This window comes from Pseudomonas mandelii, from assembly GCF_024138395.1.
In the GTDB taxonomy this organism is placed as follows: domain Bacteria; phylum Pseudomonadota; class Gammaproteobacteria; order Pseudomonadales; family Pseudomonadaceae; genus Aquipseudomonas; species Aquipseudomonas mandelii_E.
The window spans coordinates 220,871-238,040 of sequence record NZ_JAMYDU010000002.1; the positions used below are offsets into that span (position 1 = coordinate 220,871).

Genomic DNA, 17,170 nt, shown 5'->3' on the forward strand with positions numbered 1-17,170 from the left:
AGTGCTCATCAGGCCAGAACGTCGAATAGCAGCGAACTCTTGATCGTCGCCCAATGCGCGGCTTCGGCATCGCCGAGTTTTTCGGCCTTCACGTAGCTCAGGGCGAGCATTTTGCGGGTGCCGGGCAACACCAGTGCCAACTGGTATTGGAAAACTTTGTCGTTGCCCTTGTTGAACTGGCTGCGTAACTCGATGCCTTCGACTTGCTGGCTGGCACCCAGACGCACGGCGACGCCCGGTTGGAAACGCAAGTCTTGCACTTGTTTTTCCAGGCGCTTGAGCTGGTCGTCGAAGTTGCTTTGCAGGGTTTCGCCCTCGGCCAGCAAGCTGCGGCTGACAATCAGCGAAGTGCCCAGTTCAGGGAACTTGAGGATATTGATCGTCGCGTCTTGCAGTTCGCCTGCTGGCAGTTGGAACTGGAATTCATTGATTCGGTAAGTCATGGAACACAGCTCTCGTGATTAGCCCTTGGGCTTGGGAAACGCGGCATTGATGTTGGCGTCGATGCTGGCCTTGACGCCTTGGCCATCCGGCGTGGCGCCAGCGCTGCCGCCGTTGTTCAGGTGCAGCACACCGCCGGTGTTGATCTCGGCATCACCGCTGGCATAGAAGCTGATTTGCACGCCGGTCAGGTTGATCTGACCGCTGGCATTGAGCTCCAGGATGCTTTCACCACAGACCAGCCGCAGGTTCTCACCCACTTCAATGACGTAGCTCTGGCTGATGCTGTCGGTCTTGCGCTGACCCACCGAAAGAATGTCTTCCTGTTTAACGATACGCAGGCGGTTGTTGCCGATGGTCACCGTCTCGTTATGCCCGATGCTTTTGTTGCGGTCGTGGCCGACCGAGTGGCTTTCATCCACCTCGACCACGATGTCCTGATTGCGCTCGGCATGGATGTACAGCTGCTCGGCACCTTTCTTGTCTTCCATGCGGATTTCGTTGAAGTTCGCCGGTGAGCCGCCCTTGCTCGAGCGGCTTTTCATGCCGCTTTGGGTGGCGTTTTCCGGCAAATCGTAGGGCACGGTTTGTTCAGCGTTGTAGACGCGGCCGGTGATGATCGGCCGGTCCGGGTCGCCTTCGAGGAAGCTGACGATCACTTCCTGGCCGATCCGTGGGATCTGCATCGAGCCCCAGTTTTTCCCGGCCCAGGATTGCGACACGCGAATCCAGCACGAACTGTTTTCGTTGGACTGGTCGTGGCGGTCCCAATAGAAATGCACTTTCACCCGGCCGAACTGGTCGGTCCAGATTTCCTCGCCCTTGGGGCCAACCACCAGTGCGGTCTGCGGGCCTTTGACGATGGGGCGGTGGGTGTTGGGGAGGGGGCGGTAGCTTTGTTGCGCGTCGATGCAGGTCAGGCTGCTTTCGAACTGCGCCGAAGCGCCAGCGCCGCCGGTTTCACCGCTTTCCTGGGAAATGTAATAGCGGGTGCCGACGATCAGGTATTCGCGGTTCTGGTCCTGGCGGCTGAAGCCGGTGAGGCTGAACAAATGACCCGACCCCAGGCCTCGGGCATTGCCAGCGAACTCGACCTGTTCGTGCAGGGTCTGCAAGGCTTCGATGCGGGTGCGGGCGTAATGTTCGCCGTCTGCGCTTTGCACATAGGTGCCGGGGTAGTCGTACAGCGGATAGTCGCCGGCGGTGTGCGGACGGGGCATGGCCGAGCGCACGTCGATGCGCGCGCTGGGGCGCTGGAAGTCGTAGTCGTTGAGTTCCAGCGAGCCCGGCTGGACTTGCTGGGCCAAGTGCCAATCGTGGATGTGATCGCGTTCGCGCTGCTGTTCATTCTTCGGGTAGTAGGGCACCGAGGCGTAGCCGGGCACGCTGGTGTGAGCGCCGTAGGCATCGGCCAACACCAGCACGTGACGACCCTGTTCATGGCGGAAGAAGTAGTAGATCCCTTCCTGCTCCATCAGGCGGCTGACGAAATCGAAGCTGGTTTCGCGATACTGCACGCAGTATTCCCACTCGCGATAGGGCCGGCTCAGGGCATCTTCGAAATCGGAAAAACCCAGGTCGCGAAACACCTGCTTGATGATCTGCGGGATGGTCAGGTTCTGGAAAATCCGGCAATCGGAGGTGCGAGTCAGCAGCCAAAGCCAAGGCCGCAACGTGGCCTGGTAGCTGGCGAACTGGCCCTGGTCGACGTTCTGGCTGCAACGGGCAACGATGCCATGGAAATAGCGCTCGCCACCGCCGTCCAGTTGCAGGCTCAGGCACATGGGTTTACCCAGCAACTGGTTGAGGTCGATGGCGTTGTCCAGCGAGTGCAGTTGCAGCTCATAGTTGAACAGCCGCCCCAACTCTTCGCCGCCGCCCATGTCCTTGAGCAACAGCACATCCGGCCCCAGGGGGCTGGTGATTTTTGCCAGGCGTGAGAGTTGCTCGAATAGCATCAGTTATCCCGTAAATGTTGTAATCGCCGCGCCGCTTTTCCCTGCCGAAACCGGATCAAATGTGGGAGCTGGCTTGCCTGCGATAGCGGTGTGACATTCAGCATTGATGCCGATTGATACACCGCTATCGCAGGCAAGCCAGCTCCCACAGTGACCGCATTCCTCCAGGGGCTATGCGGCGTCGCTGAAGTCGTAGTGCAATTCGTTATCCCGGGCGCTGATCCGCACGCCTGCCAGCGCTTTGCCTTCGAGCATGCGGGTGAGGAACTCGCGGCTCATGTCCGGCAGCAGGCTGTTGGTCAGAATCGTGTCGATCATTCGCCCACCGCTTTCGGTTTCGGTGCAGCGCGAGACGATCAGGTCGATCACCGCGTCGTCGTAATCGAAGGCCACTTTATGGGTGTTCTCCACGCGCTTTTTGATGCGGTTGAGTTGCAGGCGGGTAATGGCCTTGAGCATCTCGTCGCTGAGCGGGTAGTACGGAATGGTCACCAAGCGGCCCAGCAAGGCCGGCGGGAAAATCTCCAGCAGCGGCTGGCGCAAGGCCTTGGCGATTTCTTCGGGCTCGGGCACGTTTTGCGGGTCTTTGCAGACGCGGGCAATCAACTCGGTGCCAGCGTTGGTGGTCAGCAGGATCAAGGTGTTCTTGAAGTCGATCACCCGGCCTTCGCCGTCCTCCATCACGCCTTTGTCGAACACCTGGAAGAAGATTTCATGCACGTCCGGGTGGGCTTTTTCCACCTCGTCCAGCAGCACCACGCTGTAGGGTTTGCGCCGCACGGCTTCGGTCAGCACGCCGCCTTCGCCATAGCCGATGTAGCCCGGTGGCGCGCCCTTGAGGGTGGACACGGTGTGAGCTTCCTGGAATTCGCTCATGTTGATGGTGATGACGTTCTGCTCACCGCCATACATGGCTTCGGCCAGGGCCAGGGCCGTTTCGGTCTTGCCCACGCCGGAGGTGCCCGCGAGCATGAACACACCAATCGGTTTGCTCGGGTTATCGAGGCCGGCGCGAGAGGTCTGGATGCGTTTGGCGATCATCTGCAAGGCGTGGTCCTGGCCGATGATGCGTTTCTTCAAGTGCTGGTCGAGGTTGAGTACGGTTTCCAGTTCGTTACGGGCCATGCGGCCCACCGGAATACCCGTCCAGTCGGCGACCACCGAGGCCACGGCCTGGTAATCGACCGTCGGCAGAATCAGCGGGGTTTCCCCTTGCAGAGCGGTGAGACGCTGTTGCAGGTCCACCAGTTTCTCGCGCAGGACGTGGCTGTCTTCACTGCCAACGTCGCGGTCTACCACACCGACGCTTTCGCGCAGGGTGGCGCGGGTGGCGAGCAGTTCGTCCACCAGGGTTTTCTCTTCGCCCCAGCGGCTTTCGAGTTCGGCCAGGCGTCCGCGCTCGGCGGCCAGCAGGTTTTCGCTGTTGCTCTGGCGGGCGCCGATGACGATGCCGATGGCGTGCTCGCGGGCGATGATGTGCAGTTCGGTTTCCAGCGCCTCGATGCGACGACGGCTGTCGTCCACTTCGGCCGGCACGGCGTGCAGGCTGATGGCGACCCGGGCGCAAGCGGTGTCCAGCAGGCTCACGGATTTGTCCGGCAACTGGCGCGCCGGGATGTAGCGATGGGACAGCTTGACCGAGGCTTCCAGGGCTTCGTCGAGGATCTGCACCTTATGGTGTTTCTCCATGGTCGAGGCTACGCCGCGCATCATCAGCAGCGCCTTGTCTTCGGACGGCTCGGCGACTTGCACCACCTGGAAGCGGCGGGTCAGGGCCGGGTCTTTCTCGATATGCTTCTTGTACTCGGCCCAGGTCGTGGCGGCCACGGTGCGCAGGGTGCCCCGGGCCAGGGCCGGTTTGAGCAGGTTGGCCGCGTCCCCGGTGCCGGCGGCGCCACCGGCACCTACCAGCGTGTGGGCTTCGTCGATAAACAGGATGATCGGTTTTGGCGAGGCCTGGACGTCTTCGATGACCTGGCGCAGGCGCTGTTCGAATTCACCTTTCATGCTCGCGCCGGCCTGCAACAGGCCGACGTCGAGGCTGCGCAGTTCCACGTCCTTGAGCGCCGGCGGCACGTCACCGGCGACGATGCGCAGGGCAAAACCTTCGACCACGGCGGTTTTACCGACGCCGGCTTCACCGGTCAGAATCGGGTTGTTCTGCCGACGGCGCATGAGGATGTCCACCAGTTGGCGGATCTCTTCGTCGCGGCCGACAATCGGATCAAGCTTGCCACTGCGGGCCTGCTCGGTGAGGTCGACGGTAAAACGCTTGAGCGCTTCCTGCTTGCCCATGGCGCTTGGGGCCATGGCGTCGCTGGCTTCACCGGGCACGCTGCCCGCGTTGAAACCATCGCTGGCGCTGAGCGCATTTTCCGGCGAGTCACCGACATATTCGTCAAAACGCTCGCTCAGAGCTTCGACCTTGATCTTGTCGAACTCTGCCGACAGCCCCAGTAGTCCATGGCGCAGGCTCGGCGTCTTGAGGATGCCCAGCACCAGGTAACCGGTACGCACCTGGCTTTCGCCGAACATCAGGCTGCCGTAGACCCAGCCACGTTCCACGGCTGCTTCCACGTGGGAGGACAAATCAGTGATTGAAGTCGAGCCCCGTGGCAAACGGTCGAGGGCTTCGGTCAGATCCCGGGCAAGGCGCGCCGGCTCGATGTTGAACTGGCGGATGATGCGGTGCAGGTCCGAGTCCTGCAGTTGCAGCAACTGATGAAACCAGTGGGCCAGCTCCACATAAGGGTTACCGCGCAACTTGCAGAACACGGTGGCGGCTTCGATGGCTTTGTAGGCCACGCTGTTGAGTTTGCCGAACAACGCGGCGCGACTGATTTCACCCATGCTCTTGGCTCCTTGAGATCTGTGAGGTGTTGGCCTGCTCGGCGTAGTGCCGGGCCAGGATTAAATCCTTGGCATCTTTTTCGGGCTGACCCAGCCAGGTATTGAAACCCAGGCGGAACTGGCGATTGAGTTGCAACGCCGGTACTTCGCGCTGTTTCAGAATCAGGTTCAGATCCCAGTCCAGTTCATGGCCCAGGTATTCGGCCACCCAGGCCACCAGCTCATTGAAGGGTTGGCTACCGGGCAGCATGCCCATGTAGTCATCCAGCTTGAGTGGCCCCAGGCGAATGCGGAATTTGTGCTGGCGATCCCAGACGTAACGGCCCAGACAAAAATCCACGCCCAATTGATGGGCGCTGACGCCGACGCGGCTGCGCTCCGGCAGCTCCAGCCATTGGCCGACGTACTCTTCGATCTCCACCGGCAGGCCGAAGTACTCGCTGAGAATGGCCTTCAAACCGTCCGGGTAGCGGGTTTGTGCCGACAGGTGACCGCTGTAATGCAACTTCGCCGTGTCGGGGATCAGCCCTTGTTTGAGCAGGCTCGGCATGCCCCGACCGCTCAGTGCCGCCAGGCGTGCCGACCAGTAGTCATCGTCCGGGCGGTCATGGCTGACCGTTGGCCGCGCTTCGGCCCAGGCGCGGTAAAACAAGCTCAGCAGGCGGTGATGGAACACATCCAGAAAGCGTTTACTGGTGCTGTCGGCGTTGTTGCGCTGGCGTTCGCGCACATATTCGGTGAGGTGCAGCGGCAATGGGCCGTTGGGCCCGCCGAGGCCGAAAAAGAATTGCTCCAGGCGCGCCGGCGCACCGTCGATACCCGGCTGTACCGACGCCAGGGTCGCCGGGGCGAAGGTGCAATCGGCCTGTTGCCCAAGGCGCAGCGGATCATCGGCCAGGCGCAACGAATGGCCCAGCCGCGGCAGTTCAGGCGATTCGCACTCGATGCGCCGCAACGCCTGGAAGAAGTCGTATTCCCAGGGCTCCTGGTGCATCGCGTCCAGAGTACTCACAGGGTCGGACGGCGTCCGGGCTTGGCTTTCCATCGCATGATCTCGCCGCGTTCGGTGGTACGGATCACCGTCTCGGTAAAACTGTTGATCGACACGTAGCGTGCCAGGAAGCGCTCGAACACTGCACCGAGCAAGAAGACTCCAGTGCCGCGAAACGCGTTCTCATCGAATTCCAGGGTGATCTCCAGGCCCCGACCAAACACAATCGGGCCCGGCATGGGCAAGCGTCGGGTGCAGGCCTTGCTGCTGACTTCGCGCAGGCCTTCGATCTGCAATTGCAACGCCGCGTCGTTGCTGTCGCCGTACAGGCGCAGCAGTTCGCGCAGAGCGGCGGCGCCCTGGCCTTGTTCGCTGAGGGACAAGTAATTCAGCGACAGCTGACTGATCAACCGCCACGCCTTGGCGTCGTGGGCATGGCTGGCGCGAGGGCGGCTCGGGCCTGCCACGCAGCGTACCGCCGCGACAGGTGCGCTGTCGGCCAGGGTGAAATCAGTCTTGCTATTGCCCACGCTCATGAACAGCGGCAGGTCGCGGTTGGTGCACAACGCCGTTACGCCCAATTGGCGCAGGTCGTGGCGATAAGGCGCCTGCTGGCTGTCCACCAGGCTGACGAAGGTTTCGCTGCCGATGTAAGTCGAGCGCGGGCCGTTGCGCCGCTGGCCGCTGGACAGCACGCGGGGTTCGCGCCGCACCGTGTACCAGGCCTGATCGCGGCCGTAGCGAGACGGATCGCGTACCGCATAGAACGGCAAAAAAGACTGCTCCGACCCGGTGCCGTGACCAGTAAGGGTGGTCAGGGAATGAATCTCGAAATCCATCGGCCGGGTGCGGTCGGCGATCACATGGTGTTCATTGACCCGTTCCGACAAGTGAATGCGATCCAGGCGTTTGGGAAACAGATTGATGGCCGGGGTGCAGAAGGGCAGGAACTGCGCGGCTCCGACGCTGCCTTCCAGGCTCGGATCGTGACGGTCGAACAGCACGATCAATTCCAGTTCCTGGCCGTCGCAGCGTTTGACCGCCCGGCTCAACTGGGTGAAGTCGACAAACAGAAAGCGCTGGGGCAGGGCGAAGTATTCCTGCAACAGGCGATAGCCCTGGAAGGCCCGCGAGACCACGGGCAGCGCGGCGTCGGTATCGTCAAATCCCACGGAACGCAGTGCATCCTGCGGCAGGCGTTCCACCCAATTACCGCCGGGCTGACGGGCGAACACGGCGCAGGCGTTGCCCAGTAGCTGTTCGTAGAGGCGGAAGGGCTGCTCGTCTGCGCCACTGAGGTACAGCGGCAGGTTGTCCAGGGCCAGACTGTTGAACGGCAGTTCGGCGCCGGTGCGCAGGGTCAGGCGCAGACCAGCCTTGGCCTTGGGTTCGCTGGCGGCCAGGCGCCCGAGCACGGCGGACGGGTTGCCGAAGTACTCGGCCCGGCTGACCTGCAACGGCCACAACGTCACCGCGTGGGCGGTGCGGTACTCGCAGCAGGTTTGGGTTTCGCGGCCCAGGGAGGCGCGCAGAACCGTGTCCCGGGGTAGGGGGAAGCCGCTGCTCAGCGAGCCTTCATCAGGATCGGCCTGCAATTGCACCACGGTCATCGATGGTGTCGGAGCCAGGTAATGGGGGTACGCGATTTCCAGCAGGTTATGAGTAAAGGTCGGGTATTCGGCATCCAGCTTGAGCTGTACCCGCGCCGTCAGGTAGGCGAACCCTTCCAGCAAACGCTCGACGTACGGGTCGGCGCAGTCCATGCCGGACAATGTCAGCCGACTGGCGATTTTCGGGTATTCCTGGGCGAACTCCGCCGCGCTTTCGCGCACGTGATGCAATTCCTGGTTGTACAGTTCCAGCAGGCGCGGATTCATGGGCGTCTCCGCTGTTCGGCGTTGACCACTCGCACATGGCCGGATTCCAGGTCCAGATCGGTTTGCAGCATCAGGCGCAGCGGCACTGGCTGCGCCCAAAGATCGCCTTCGATCTCGAAACTCAGGGCGTTGTGGTTCATCTCGGCGGATGCCCGGGCCCGCACGCGCAAAGTGTTACGCAGAATCCGCGGTTCGAACGTGGCGATGGCCTGGTGGATCAACGCTTCAAGCGCCGCGATATCGACGTTCGACACACTGTTGCCGGCCAGAGCTGGCAGCCCGAAGTTGACCACCGACGTGCCGGCCGGGGTGTGCAACGTCGCATCGGCGCTGAGCAACGAAGTGGTGTTGAGCAGCCACGCCAGGTCACGCAGCACTGAGGCTTTGAGTTGGGTCAGGGAGAGCACGCGCTTGTCGGCGCTTTCCTTGAGGTTGCTCGGGTCGTCGTCGGTCAACCGGTCCAGCAGGGACGGTTGCAGGCGATCGCGGGTGGCGATTTCGGTTACCACCGGAATAGCGCCGTAAACATTTTCTGATCTTGCTGGCCAAGCCCGCACATGGCGCTGGGGTTGACTGACGAGGCTTCCAGAACACCATTGATCTTGCGCACAGCCTGGGATTTTGTATCGCAGTCCCGACTGGGCGCTGGTTCGGGCATGCTCCGTTCGACTAGAAAGATCGGAACGCCTTTGAACATTTCTACCCGCAATTCACCCTTTGGGTTCAGGTTGAAATAGCACGGCCATTCCATACCCAGTTCCAGATGAGTCTGATCAGGTTTGAGGACTGCGCATTGACCGTTCAGGTCGACCAGCTTAAGTGCCTGGCCCGCGAATGTTCCTTGAGTGCGAGCAGGTGCGTCGAGTTGATCGGGGTCGGTTTCAGCGCAGGCATTCAAGCTGATCAACAGGCTGCACAGGAGTGTGGCCCGTAGCGTTGGTCCTATCATGTCAACTCCCAGAACCAGACCTGTCTGGAAAGGAAGTCACCATCAAAGAAGCCTTTGGTTCGGCCACGATTCCATAGATCGATGTGGTCGCCTGAACGTTGGCCTTCAGACTCTTGTGCACGGGCAAAGCAATCCTTGAAAAAGATGATCCCGGTCTTCTGGCTGAGTGTCAGCCGATCGGCTGCGCTACCACTCAGAATGGTCGGACGCCCTAAATGATGTCGCCAGAGCCAGTTTGCCAGGGACTCGGCGCCACGGGCATGGTCATGCTTGCATTTGGGATCGGTATAGGTCGACTTGTTGACCTTGATTGTCAACTCGCCATTCAACGCGACACTCATGCGAATCGCGCACTGGTTGCCCCAAGGCTGGTCGCAGGGATCCTTGACGGTGGGATAGCTGCTCCACAAATTAATAAACGAAGGCTTGGCCATGACTCAGACACCGGATGGGAAAGGATTGGATTCGAGCAAGCACCAAAATGCCCCCGACGTATAACGGCGGGGGCATGTTCGATTACACCTTGACGTTCTGGCGGATGTTCCAGCCGAACTTGACCGGCCCGCCTTCCTTGGTGCCATCGGCCTTTTGCGGCTGGTAGTCCACCAGCACCTTGGCGAAGTTCAGGGTGAGGTTTTCGGTCAGGCGATCATCGCTGCCCGAGCCGCCGGTGCTCAGGGAGGTGATCAACACTTCTTCCAGATTGATGATCATGTACTCGACCTGGCTTTCGCCGCCGGCCTTGCGCACGGTCAGCTTGACCTTGTCGATGTGCTTGCCGCTGGCGCAGTGCATCATCAGGTTCGGTGAGGCTTTGTCGACATACTTGGTCAGCGACAGGTCCTGGATATTCACCTTGCCGGCACCGCCGCCGCTGCCCACGTGCATGTTGCCGGACTGAGCCATGCCCCAGCTCCAGTTCAAGACGTCGATTTCGTCCTTGTGGGCCTTGTCCATGGACTCGCCCTTGATGTCGCCGATCTTGATGAAAATATCAACAGCCATGTTTTCTCCCTGTGTGGTCTCTACCACATTGTTTGGTTAACGCCGACCTTGCGAAATCTGTTCAACGCTCTTGCAGAATCACGCTTCTCGGGCCTGTCCCAAATGCCAGTCAAGGCACAGAGCCTGTGGGAGCCGGGCTTGCCCGCGATGCAGGCACTGCGGTTTTCAGCCGGACCGCGTTGATGCCATCGCGGGCAAGCCCGGCTCCCACACAAGCGTGCCTCTGCAGATTTTTACGCGCCTTTGGCCGAAGGCAGCTTGGATACCAGGCGCAGCGACACGGTCAGACCTTCAAGCTGATAGTGCGGGCGCAGGTAGAACCTGGAGTTGTAGTACCCCGGGTTGCCTTCCACGTCTTCGACGATCACTTCGGCTGCCGCCAATGGGTGCTGGGCCTTGGTGGTTTCGGTGGAGTGCGCCGGGTCGCCGTCGACGTAGTTGAGGATCCAGTCCTGCAACCAACGCTGCATTTCGTCCTTCTCTTTGAAGGAGCCGATCTTGTCGCGCACGATGCACTTCAAGTAATGGGCGAAACGGCAGGTGGCGAACAGATACGGCAGGCGCGCGGCCAGGTTGGCGTTGGCGGTGGCATCCGGGTCGTCGTACTCGGCCGGTTTCTGCAACGACTGAGCGCCGATGAACGCGGCGAAGTCGGTGTTTTTCTTGTGCAGCAGCGGCATGAAACCGTTCTTCGCCAGTTCTGCTTCACGGCGGTCCGAAATGGCGATTTCGGTCGGGCACTTCATGTCCACGCCACCATCGTCAGTCGGGAAGGTGTGCGCCGGCAGGTTTTCCACTTCACCGCCAGACTCCACGCCACGAATGCGCGAGCACCAGCCGAAGTGTTTGAACGAGCGGTTGATGTTCACCGCCATCGCGTAAGCGGCGTTGGCCCATGTGTACTTGGAGCTGTCGGCACCGTCAGTGCTTTCTTCGAAGGCGAAGGCCTCCACCGGATCGGTTTTGGCGCCATACGGCAGACGCGCGAGGAAGCGCGGCATGGTCAGGCCGATGTAGCGCGAGTCTTCCGATTCGCGCAGCGAGCGCCAGCCGGCGTATTCCGGGGTGGTGAAGATCTTGGTCAGGTCGCGCGGGTTCGACAGTTCCTGCCACGAGCCCATGCCCATCACGGTCGGCGATGCCGCAGCGATGAACGGCGAGTGCATGGCGGCGCAGACTTTCGACAACTCGCCCAGCAACTCGACATCCGGCGGCGACTGGTCGAAGTAGTAATCGCCCACGAGGCAACCGTAAGGTTCGCCGCCGAACTGGCCGTATTCTTCTTCGTACATCTTCTTGAAGATCGGGCTCTGGTCCCACGCAGTGCCCTTGAATTTCTTCAGGGTCTTGTGCAGGTCGGTCTTGGAGATGTTGAGCACACGAATCTTTAGCTGCTCGTCACTCTCGGTGTTGTTGACCAGGTAGTGCAAACCACGCCAGGCACTTTCCAGTTGTTGGAATTCCGGGTGATGGATGACCTGATTGACCTGGGCGGTGAGCTTGGCGTCGATGGCGGCGATGATTGATTCGATCGACTTGATGGCGTCGTTGGACACCAGGTCGGTCTGCGCCAGGGCCTGTTCGGCCAAGGTGCGCACGGCGGTCTCGACGGCTTCGCGAGCGCGTTCGGTCTTGGGTTTGAATTCTTGCAGCAGCAGGGAGGCGAACTCGCTGGCTTCTTCGGTGGTGCCCAGTTTCTGAGCGTCTGCACGTACTGAATCGGTCATGATCATTCGTCCTGATTAAGCCTGAGGCTCGGCTGGCTTCGGCGCACTGGCAAGCGCCTGGAGCAGCGCCGGATCCTTGATGGCCTTCATGATGATTTCTTCGGCACCGGTCTTGCCGTCCATGTAGGTCAGCAGGTTGGCCAGTTGAGTGCGCGCTTCGAGCAGCTTGTTCAGCGAGTCGACCTTGCGCGCCACGGCGGCCGGGCTGAAGTCGTCCATGCTTTCAAAGGTGATGTCCAGGCTCAGGTTGCCTTCGCCGGTCAGCTCGTTCGGCACGTGGAACGCGACGCGTGGCTGCATGGCCTTGAGGCGCGAGTCGAAGTTGTCGACATCCACCTCGAGGAACTTGCGATCGGCCACAGGCGCCAGAGGCTCGGCAGGCTTGCCGGCGAGGTCCGCCATGACGCCCATGACGAAGGGCAACTGGACCTTTTTCTCGGCGCCGTAGAGCTCGACGTCGTACTCGATCTGCACTCGAGGCGCGCGGTTGCGCGCGATGAACTTCTGAGAACTTTGCTTCGCCACGTTGCTGCTCCTGGTCGCTCAAGCGACGGTGTTGGCGTCATCGGCGGTGCCGGTGACGTGACTGCGTGATCCGTACGCTTTTATTCGCTGTCTGGTCCGCGCAGGTTTTCAAATTGGCTCATGCCGTCGGGAATCAGGTTTCGCACGATGGCCGCGAAGTCGGCGTGCACCAGATTCTTCGCCCGATTCAACAGCACCGGCAGCGGGCTGGAGGGCTCATGGCGGGTGTAATACGCAAGAATCCGGTCCAGGCTGCGCAGCACCTCGTCGCGGTTGTTGATTTCGCCGCTGGTGGTGCCAGTGCCGCGCGGTGCGCTCGGTGCGGCGGTGTATTCAGCGGGCGCGGAACTGTCGTCGTGGATGGCATCGGGCAGGGCGCTGTCGCCGCTCTGCGGGGCGAATTGGCCGAGAATCTGCAAGGCCATTTTGAGCGGTTGCTTCAACGGGCCAAGGTCGACGCCCTGGGCGGAACCGACCTGTTCGCTGACCTGCTGCTCGATGGCCTCGGCGACGCTGCGGGCCTCGTGCAACGCTGCGCGGGTGATTTCCAACTGTTCGGGATCGCTGTCCAGGAACGCCCCGGCGAGTTGCTCGGCACCGAGGTTTTCGTCAGGGAAGCTTTGCAGGCCGCTGGCATTGGCGGCGGCGCGCAGGCTGACAGCACCAAAGGTTCGCGAACGGGCCAGGATGCTTTCGCGCAGCAGGCGAATGGTGGCATCGGACGTCAGGCCGGCGAGGGCATTGATGCGCACGGTGGGGTCATTGTTGTCTTCGGCATCCAGGCGCGGATGCAGGTCGGCCCAGTACTGCTTGAGCAATTCGCTGATCAGCGTCAGGACGCGGGCCAGGCCGGTGACGCCTTCGAGGGCAAGGGAACTTTGCAATAGGAAATGGGTGACACGCAGGTCTTTGCTGCGTTGCAACAAATCCAGGCTTTGCTGCTGGATGCTGCGCCATTCAGGGGGGGCGGCGGGCAATATCGAATCGCCCATGCTGCGCTCGGGCTGGCCTTGGGAATCGCGTTCCAGGCGCAAAAAATCCGCGTCGTATTCCAGATCTTCGCCACACGGCGAAGTCGCGGAAACGGCGGCAAGCAGCGAAAGCACTTCCACTGAATTTGATCTCCCTATCGCCCGCTGACAAAGTCGGGCCGTTCACATGTTAGTTCCAGATGGAACTTCACATGTTTCCTTGAGTGTAATGGCCTTTTAGATTTTTGATGATCTTAAAGTGCCATCATTTATATTCAAGAAGTTCTGCATTTTTGGTGTAGTACTTGTGGCTTGTCAAGGTAAGCTATTTCCTCTGTGTGACAGATGTGAGGTGCTTAACAACCCGCGCGACCGATGGGTCGAGGCAGGCACTGAAACAGGTTTTTTGTCACGCAGGCCGGTTAAGATCAGCAATCATGCTGTTAAAAAACCGATTTCAGGTTGTTTTTGCAAGGTTGACGGAGCGAGTCTGGCGGGAATGAATCCCGATTCGCCCGCGCGCAAAGTGTTCAGCAAGGAGGCAAGATGTCGCTGTGTTTGACTATCACTAGTTATCACAAGATTACCCCTGGCCAGTGCTCTGAAAAATCCATGGATCAGGGAGTGATGGCAATTGGCCGTAATTCTGATAATGACTGGGTATTGCCCGATCCAGAGCGTTTGGTCTCCGGAAAACATTGCGTTATTCAATACAAAGATGGCCGGTATTACTTAACCGATAACAGCACCAACGGTGTGGAGTTGGTCAAGGCCGGTATTCGTCTGCGCAAGGGAAACAGCGAGCCGTTGCAAGATGGCGAAGTTATCCGTATCGGTGATTATGAAATCCAGGCGCGTATCGATTTCAGTCTGCCGCTGACCGACGGCAACCCTTTCGCTGATTCGTCCAGCAGCTTCGAGGCCCTGATAGGGCGTCAGGGCGCCGTCGTGAATACACCGATGTCGTTGCCCCAGACACCACCTGCACATTTCCAGGGCGTATCGGCCATGGACACGATGCCGGACCTGTTCGACTTTCTGACACCGACCAGTGTCCCGCCGGCCACCCAGCCCGACCATGTCCCGGCCGAACAGCACGACTTCCGCCCACCGACCCCGATCCCCGACCCAACACCCGTGGCGGGGCCCGCGCCGCAGACACCGACCCCACTGATTCCGGAAGATTGGGATCTGTTCAGCGAGCCTGCGCCGATGGCGGTCGCCCCTTTGCCTGTTGCAGAGGTTGCGCCGCCACCCGTGCCTCACATCAGCGTACCGATCGAACCGGCACCCCTTTGCGAACCGCCCGTGGCCATAGTCGAACGCCCGGTCAACCCGGCCGACAATTCTCAACCCGATCTGTTGCAAGCCTTTCTGCGCGGTGCCGGACTGGATCAAGTGCGCCTGGACAAGGCTCAGGCCGAGGCGCAAATGGAAAGCATCGGCCGCAGTTATCGGCTGATGGTTGAAGGCCTGATCGATGTCTTGCGCGCCCGTAGCAGCCTCAAGGGCGAGTTCCGCATTCAGCAGACGATGATTCAACCGGTGGAAAACAACCCGCTGAAATTCGCTCCCAACGTCGATGAGGCCTTGCTGTTGCTGTTGCGCCACAGCAATCAGGCGTTCATGGCGCCGGACCTGGCTGTGCGCGACAGCTTCGATGACTTGCGTGCCCACCAATTGGCGGTGATGGCCGGCGTGGAAGCTGCGATCAAGCACCTGCTGGCGCGCTTCGAGCCTGCGCAACTGGAAGAGCGCATGGGCAAGCCCGGTGGCCTGTCGAGCATTTTCAATGGCTCGCGACAGGCCCAGTACTGGCAGCAGTTCACCGAGCTCTACAGCAATATTTCCCGCGAGGCCCAAGAGGATTTCCACGACCTGTTCGGTCGGGAATTCAGCCGCGCCTACGAAGCACACAGCACAAGGCAGCGCCGCGGTTGAGCGTCGCTATTGCATAACGCGATTCATGGCAAAAAATGGAACAACGGATAGCTGAAACGTCATTGAGGACGCAGGATGATTCCCAGGTTTTTACTCGCAGTCGCCACCGCGCTTCTGCTGACCGCATGTGCCAAGGATACGGCCAAACCCCAGCCCGAAGAGGCTGAAGCCGACACTGCCGCCGTCGAGTTGCACTTTCACGCCATTGCCGGGCTCAACCCCGGCGCCACTGGCCAGCCAGCCCCGGTCCGGGTGCGTATTTTCGAACTGAAAAATGCCGCCACCTTCGACCGTTCCGATTATTTCGCACTGGCCGAACGCGCCCAGGCGACGCTCGGCGCAGACCTGATCGACCAGGACGAAGTGCTGATCCAGCCCGGCCAGCAGTTGAGCCTGCAGCGCGACCTCGACCCCGCCACCCGCCATATCGGCGTACTGGTGGGGTATCGCGAGCTGGATCAGTCGTTGTGGCGCGCGGTGATGAATGTCCCGCCGCGCCAATACACCGAATACCAGATCAGCCTCGACGTGCGAGCCGTGCGCGGCGCCGTCGTGGTTGCCCCATCCAGCCCTGCCCAATAAGCAATCGGAGCCCCCATGTCCTGGAACAATCGTGTGGTCTGGTCGGAAGGCATGTTCATTGGAACGCAGCACTTCCAGCAGCATGACCGATACCTGGAAAACCTCATCGACGCCCGCAGCCGCCCGTTATCGGCCGGCGCCTGGGGTTTCTCCGAATTGCTGATCGATCAAGGTCTGCTGGCCCAGGGCAAACTGGCGATCATCGCGGCGCGGGGCCTGTTGCCGGATGGTACGCCATTCAACATTCCCCAGGATGACCTGGCGCCGAGCCCGCTGAATGTCGATGACCACCTGCGCGATGGTTTGGTGTACCTGGCCTTGCCGCTCAAGCGTGCCGGCGCGCGTGACACCGTTGACGAAGGCGAAGCCCTGGGCGCTGCGCGCTACGTGAGCCAGGTGCGCGAAGTACGGGACGACAACGCGCCATTCGAAAACCAGGCCCCGGTGGCCGTGGGTTCGAGGGCGCTGCGATTATTGGTTGCCCAGGATGGCATCAGCGACTACGCCGCCATTGGCCTGGTACGAATCAAGGAGAAACGCGCCGACCGAGCCTTGGTGCTCGACGACACTTACATCCCGCCGCTGCTGGATGTAGTCGCCTCCAAACCCTTGGCCGCGTTTCGCAGCGAACTGCTGGGCCTGCTGCATCAGCGCGGCGAAGCCCTCGCCGGGCGGGTGGTGGCGTCCGGTGCCGGTGGCGCCTCGGAGATTGCCGATTTCATGCTGCTGCAACTGGTCAACCGTGCCCAGCCGCTGATCCAGCACTTGAGCCAGTTGAGCCCGTTGCACCCCGAGCGGTTCTACAGCGAGCTGGTGAGTCTGGCCGGGGAGTTCTCGACTTTTACCGCTTCCGGGCGGCGACCCCAGGAATACCCGCAGTACCAGCACGATGACTTGGCGCTGAGTTTCGCGCCGGTGATGCAAGCCCTGCGTGAGGCGCTGTCGATGCTGATCGACAGCAAGGCCACGCCGATTCCGATCGTCGAAAAAGCCTACGGCGTCCATGTGGCGATGCTGGCCGACAAGGCCCTGCTCGACAGCGCCAGCTTCATCCTGGTGGTGCGCGCCGATGTGCCTGCCGAAACCCTGCGCAGCCACTTCGGCCAACAGAGCAAGGTCGGCTCGGTGGAGCACATCCGCAACCTGGTCAACCTGCAATTACCGGGTATTGGCCTGCTGCCGCTGCCGGTGGCACCACGGCAAATCCCGTATCACGCCGGCTCCACTTATTACGAACTGGACCGGGGCAGCGAGCATTGGCAGCAACTGGCCAACTCCGGCGGTTTTGCGTTCTACATCGCGGGGCAATTCCCGGGGCTGAACCTGGCTTTCTGGGCGATCCGAGGATAAACC

At 61.0% G+C, this 17,170-nt stretch carries 15 protein-coding genes; 3 read left to right on the forward strand and 12 right to left on the reverse strand.

The annotated features are described in order from the left end of the window. Positions 1–8 precede the first annotated feature (8 nt). The 12 genes from NHU87_RS04375 to tssA all read right to left on the reverse strand — a co-directional run bounded on the left by NHU87_RS04375 (position 9) and on the right by tssA (position 13,435). Positions 9–443, reverse strand: coding sequence for a DcrB-related protein (locus NHU87_RS04375; RefSeq protein WP_253545966.1), 435 nt, complete (start codon positions 441–443; stop codon positions 9–11). Positions 444–461: 18 nt separating this feature from the next. Next, positions 462–2,399 (reverse strand): type VI secretion system Vgr family protein, encoded by a 1,938-nt coding sequence (locus NHU87_RS04380; RefSeq protein ID WP_253545968.1) that lies wholly within the window; start codon positions 2,397–2,399, stop codon positions 462–464. Between the two features lie 171 nt (positions 2,400–2,570). Then, positions 2,571–5,249, reverse strand: coding sequence for a type VI secretion system ATPase TssH (gene tssH / locus NHU87_RS04385; protein WP_253545970.1), 2,679 nt, complete (start codon positions 5,247–5,249; stop codon positions 2,571–2,573). Then, the gene (gene tssG / locus NHU87_RS04390) at positions 5,242–6,294 is read right to left on the reverse strand and encodes a type VI secretion system baseplate subunit TssG (protein WP_253545972.1); all 1,053 of its coding nucleotides are present in this window, start codon (positions 6,292–6,294) and stop codon (positions 5,242–5,244) included. Before tssG ends, tssH begins: the two co-directional genes overlap by 8 nt. Continuing rightward, positions 6,258–8,117, reverse strand: coding sequence for a type VI secretion system baseplate subunit TssF (tssF, locus tag NHU87_RS04395; RefSeq protein WP_253545974.1), 1,860 nt, complete (start codon positions 8,115–8,117; stop codon positions 6,258–6,260). Before tssF ends, tssG begins: the two co-directional genes overlap by 37 nt. Continuing rightward, positions 8,114–8,626 (reverse strand): type VI secretion system baseplate subunit TssE, encoded by a 513-nt coding sequence (gene tssE / locus NHU87_RS04400; protein WP_253545976.1) that lies wholly within the window; start codon positions 8,624–8,626, stop codon positions 8,114–8,116. Before tssE ends, tssF begins: the two co-directional genes overlap by 4 nt. Next, positions 8,620–9,066, reverse strand: a complete 447-nt coding sequence (locus tag NHU87_RS04405) for a hypothetical protein (RefSeq protein ID WP_253545978.1) — start codon at positions 9,064–9,066, stop codon at positions 8,620–8,622. The genes tssE and NHU87_RS04405 overlap by 7 nt, the downstream gene beginning before the upstream one ends. Then, a complete protein-coding gene (locus NHU87_RS04410) occupies positions 9,063–9,500 on the reverse strand; it encodes a type VI secretion system amidase effector protein Tae4 (RefSeq protein ID WP_253545980.1) in 438 nt (145 codons plus the stop codon). Before NHU87_RS04410 ends, NHU87_RS04405 begins: the two co-directional genes overlap by 4 nt. 82 nt (positions 9,501–9,582) lie before the next feature. Then, a complete protein-coding gene (locus tag NHU87_RS04415) occupies positions 9,583–10,071 on the reverse strand; it encodes an Hcp family type VI secretion system effector (protein ID WP_253545982.1) in 489 nt (162 codons plus the stop codon). 233 nt (positions 10,072–10,304) lie between these two features. Continuing rightward, complete coding sequence (gene tssC, locus NHU87_RS04420; RefSeq protein ID WP_253545984.1) at positions 10,305–11,798, reverse strand: type VI secretion system contractile sheath large subunit; 1,494 nt, start codon at positions 11,796–11,798, stop codon at positions 10,305–10,307. Between the two features lie 15 nt (positions 11,799–11,813). After that, a complete protein-coding gene (gene tssB / locus NHU87_RS04425; protein ID WP_007894500.1) occupies positions 11,814–12,323 on the reverse strand; it encodes a type VI secretion system contractile sheath small subunit in 510 nt (169 codons plus the stop codon). A gap of 80 nt (positions 12,324–12,403) precedes the next feature. Further along, positions 12,404–13,435 (reverse strand): type VI secretion system protein TssA, encoded by a 1,032-nt coding sequence (gene tssA / locus NHU87_RS04430; RefSeq protein WP_253545986.1) that lies wholly within the window; start codon positions 13,433–13,435, stop codon positions 12,404–12,406. Positions 13,436–13,840: 405 nt separating this feature from the next. Between tssA and tagH the strand changes: the two genes are divergently transcribed. From tagH to tssK, 3 genes are all read left to right on the forward strand, one after another. Next, a complete protein-coding gene (tagH, locus tag NHU87_RS04435) occupies positions 13,841–15,235 on the forward strand; it encodes a type VI secretion system-associated FHA domain protein TagH (protein WP_253545988.1) in 1,395 nt (464 codons plus the stop codon). Positions 15,236–15,310: 75 nt separating this feature from the next. Further along, positions 15,311–15,817, forward strand: coding sequence for a type VI secretion system lipoprotein TssJ (gene tssJ / locus NHU87_RS04440; protein WP_253545990.1), 507 nt, complete (start codon positions 15,311–15,313; stop codon positions 15,815–15,817). Positions 15,818–15,832: 15 nt separating this feature from the next. Further along, positions 15,833–17,167: a type VI secretion system baseplate subunit TssK gene (gene tssK / locus NHU87_RS04445; protein ID WP_253545992.1), complete on the forward strand. Its 1,335-nt coding sequence runs from the start codon at positions 15,833–15,835 to the stop codon at positions 17,165–17,167. Positions 17,168–17,170: the final 3 nt, after the last annotated feature.

Excerpts from the sequence above, each read along its gene's own strand:
- tssH (WP_253545970.1), bottom strand. The coding sequence starts at position 5,249 with ATGGGTGAAATCAGTCGCGCCGCGTTGTTCGGCAAACTCAACAGCGTG.
- NHU87_RS04380 (WP_253545968.1), bottom strand. The coding sequence starts at position 2,399 with ATGCTATTCGAGCAACTCTCACGCCTGGCAAAAATCACCAGCCCCCTG.
- tssC (WP_253545984.1), bottom strand. The coding sequence starts at position 11,798 with ATGACCGATTCAGTACGTGCAGACGCTCAGAAACTGGGCACCACCGAA.
- NHU87_RS04415 (WP_253545982.1), bottom strand. The coding sequence starts at position 10,071 with ATGGCTGTTGATATTTTCATCAAGATCGGCGACATCAAGGGCGAGTCC.
- tssG (WP_253545972.1), bottom strand. The coding sequence starts at position 6,294 with ATGGAAAGCCAAGCCCGGACGCCGTCCGACCCTGTGAGTACTCTGGAC.
- tssJ (WP_253545990.1), top strand. The coding sequence starts at position 15,311 with ATGATTCCCAGGTTTTTACTCGCAGTCGCCACCGCGCTTCTGCTGACC.
- NHU87_RS04410 (WP_253545980.1), bottom strand. The coding sequence starts at position 9,500 with ATGGCCAAGCCTTCGTTTATTAATTTGTGGAGCAGCTATCCCACCGTC.
- NHU87_RS04375 (WP_253545966.1), bottom strand. The coding sequence starts at position 443 with ATGACTTACCGAATCAATGAATTCCAGTTCCAACTGCCAGCAGGCGAA.
- NHU87_RS04405 (WP_253545978.1), bottom strand. The coding sequence starts at position 9,066 with ATGATAGGACCAACGCTACGGGCCACACTCCTGTGCAGCCTGTTGATC.
- tssF (WP_253545974.1), bottom strand. The coding sequence starts at position 8,117 with ATGAATCCGCGCCTGCTGGAACTGTACAACCAGGAATTGCATCACGTG.
- tssK (WP_253545992.1), top strand. The coding sequence starts at position 15,833 with ATGTCCTGGAACAATCGTGTGGTCTGGTCGGAAGGCATGTTCATTGGA.
- tagH (WP_253545988.1), top strand. The coding sequence starts at position 13,841 with ATGTCGCTGTGTTTGACTATCACTAGTTATCACAAGATTACCCCTGGC.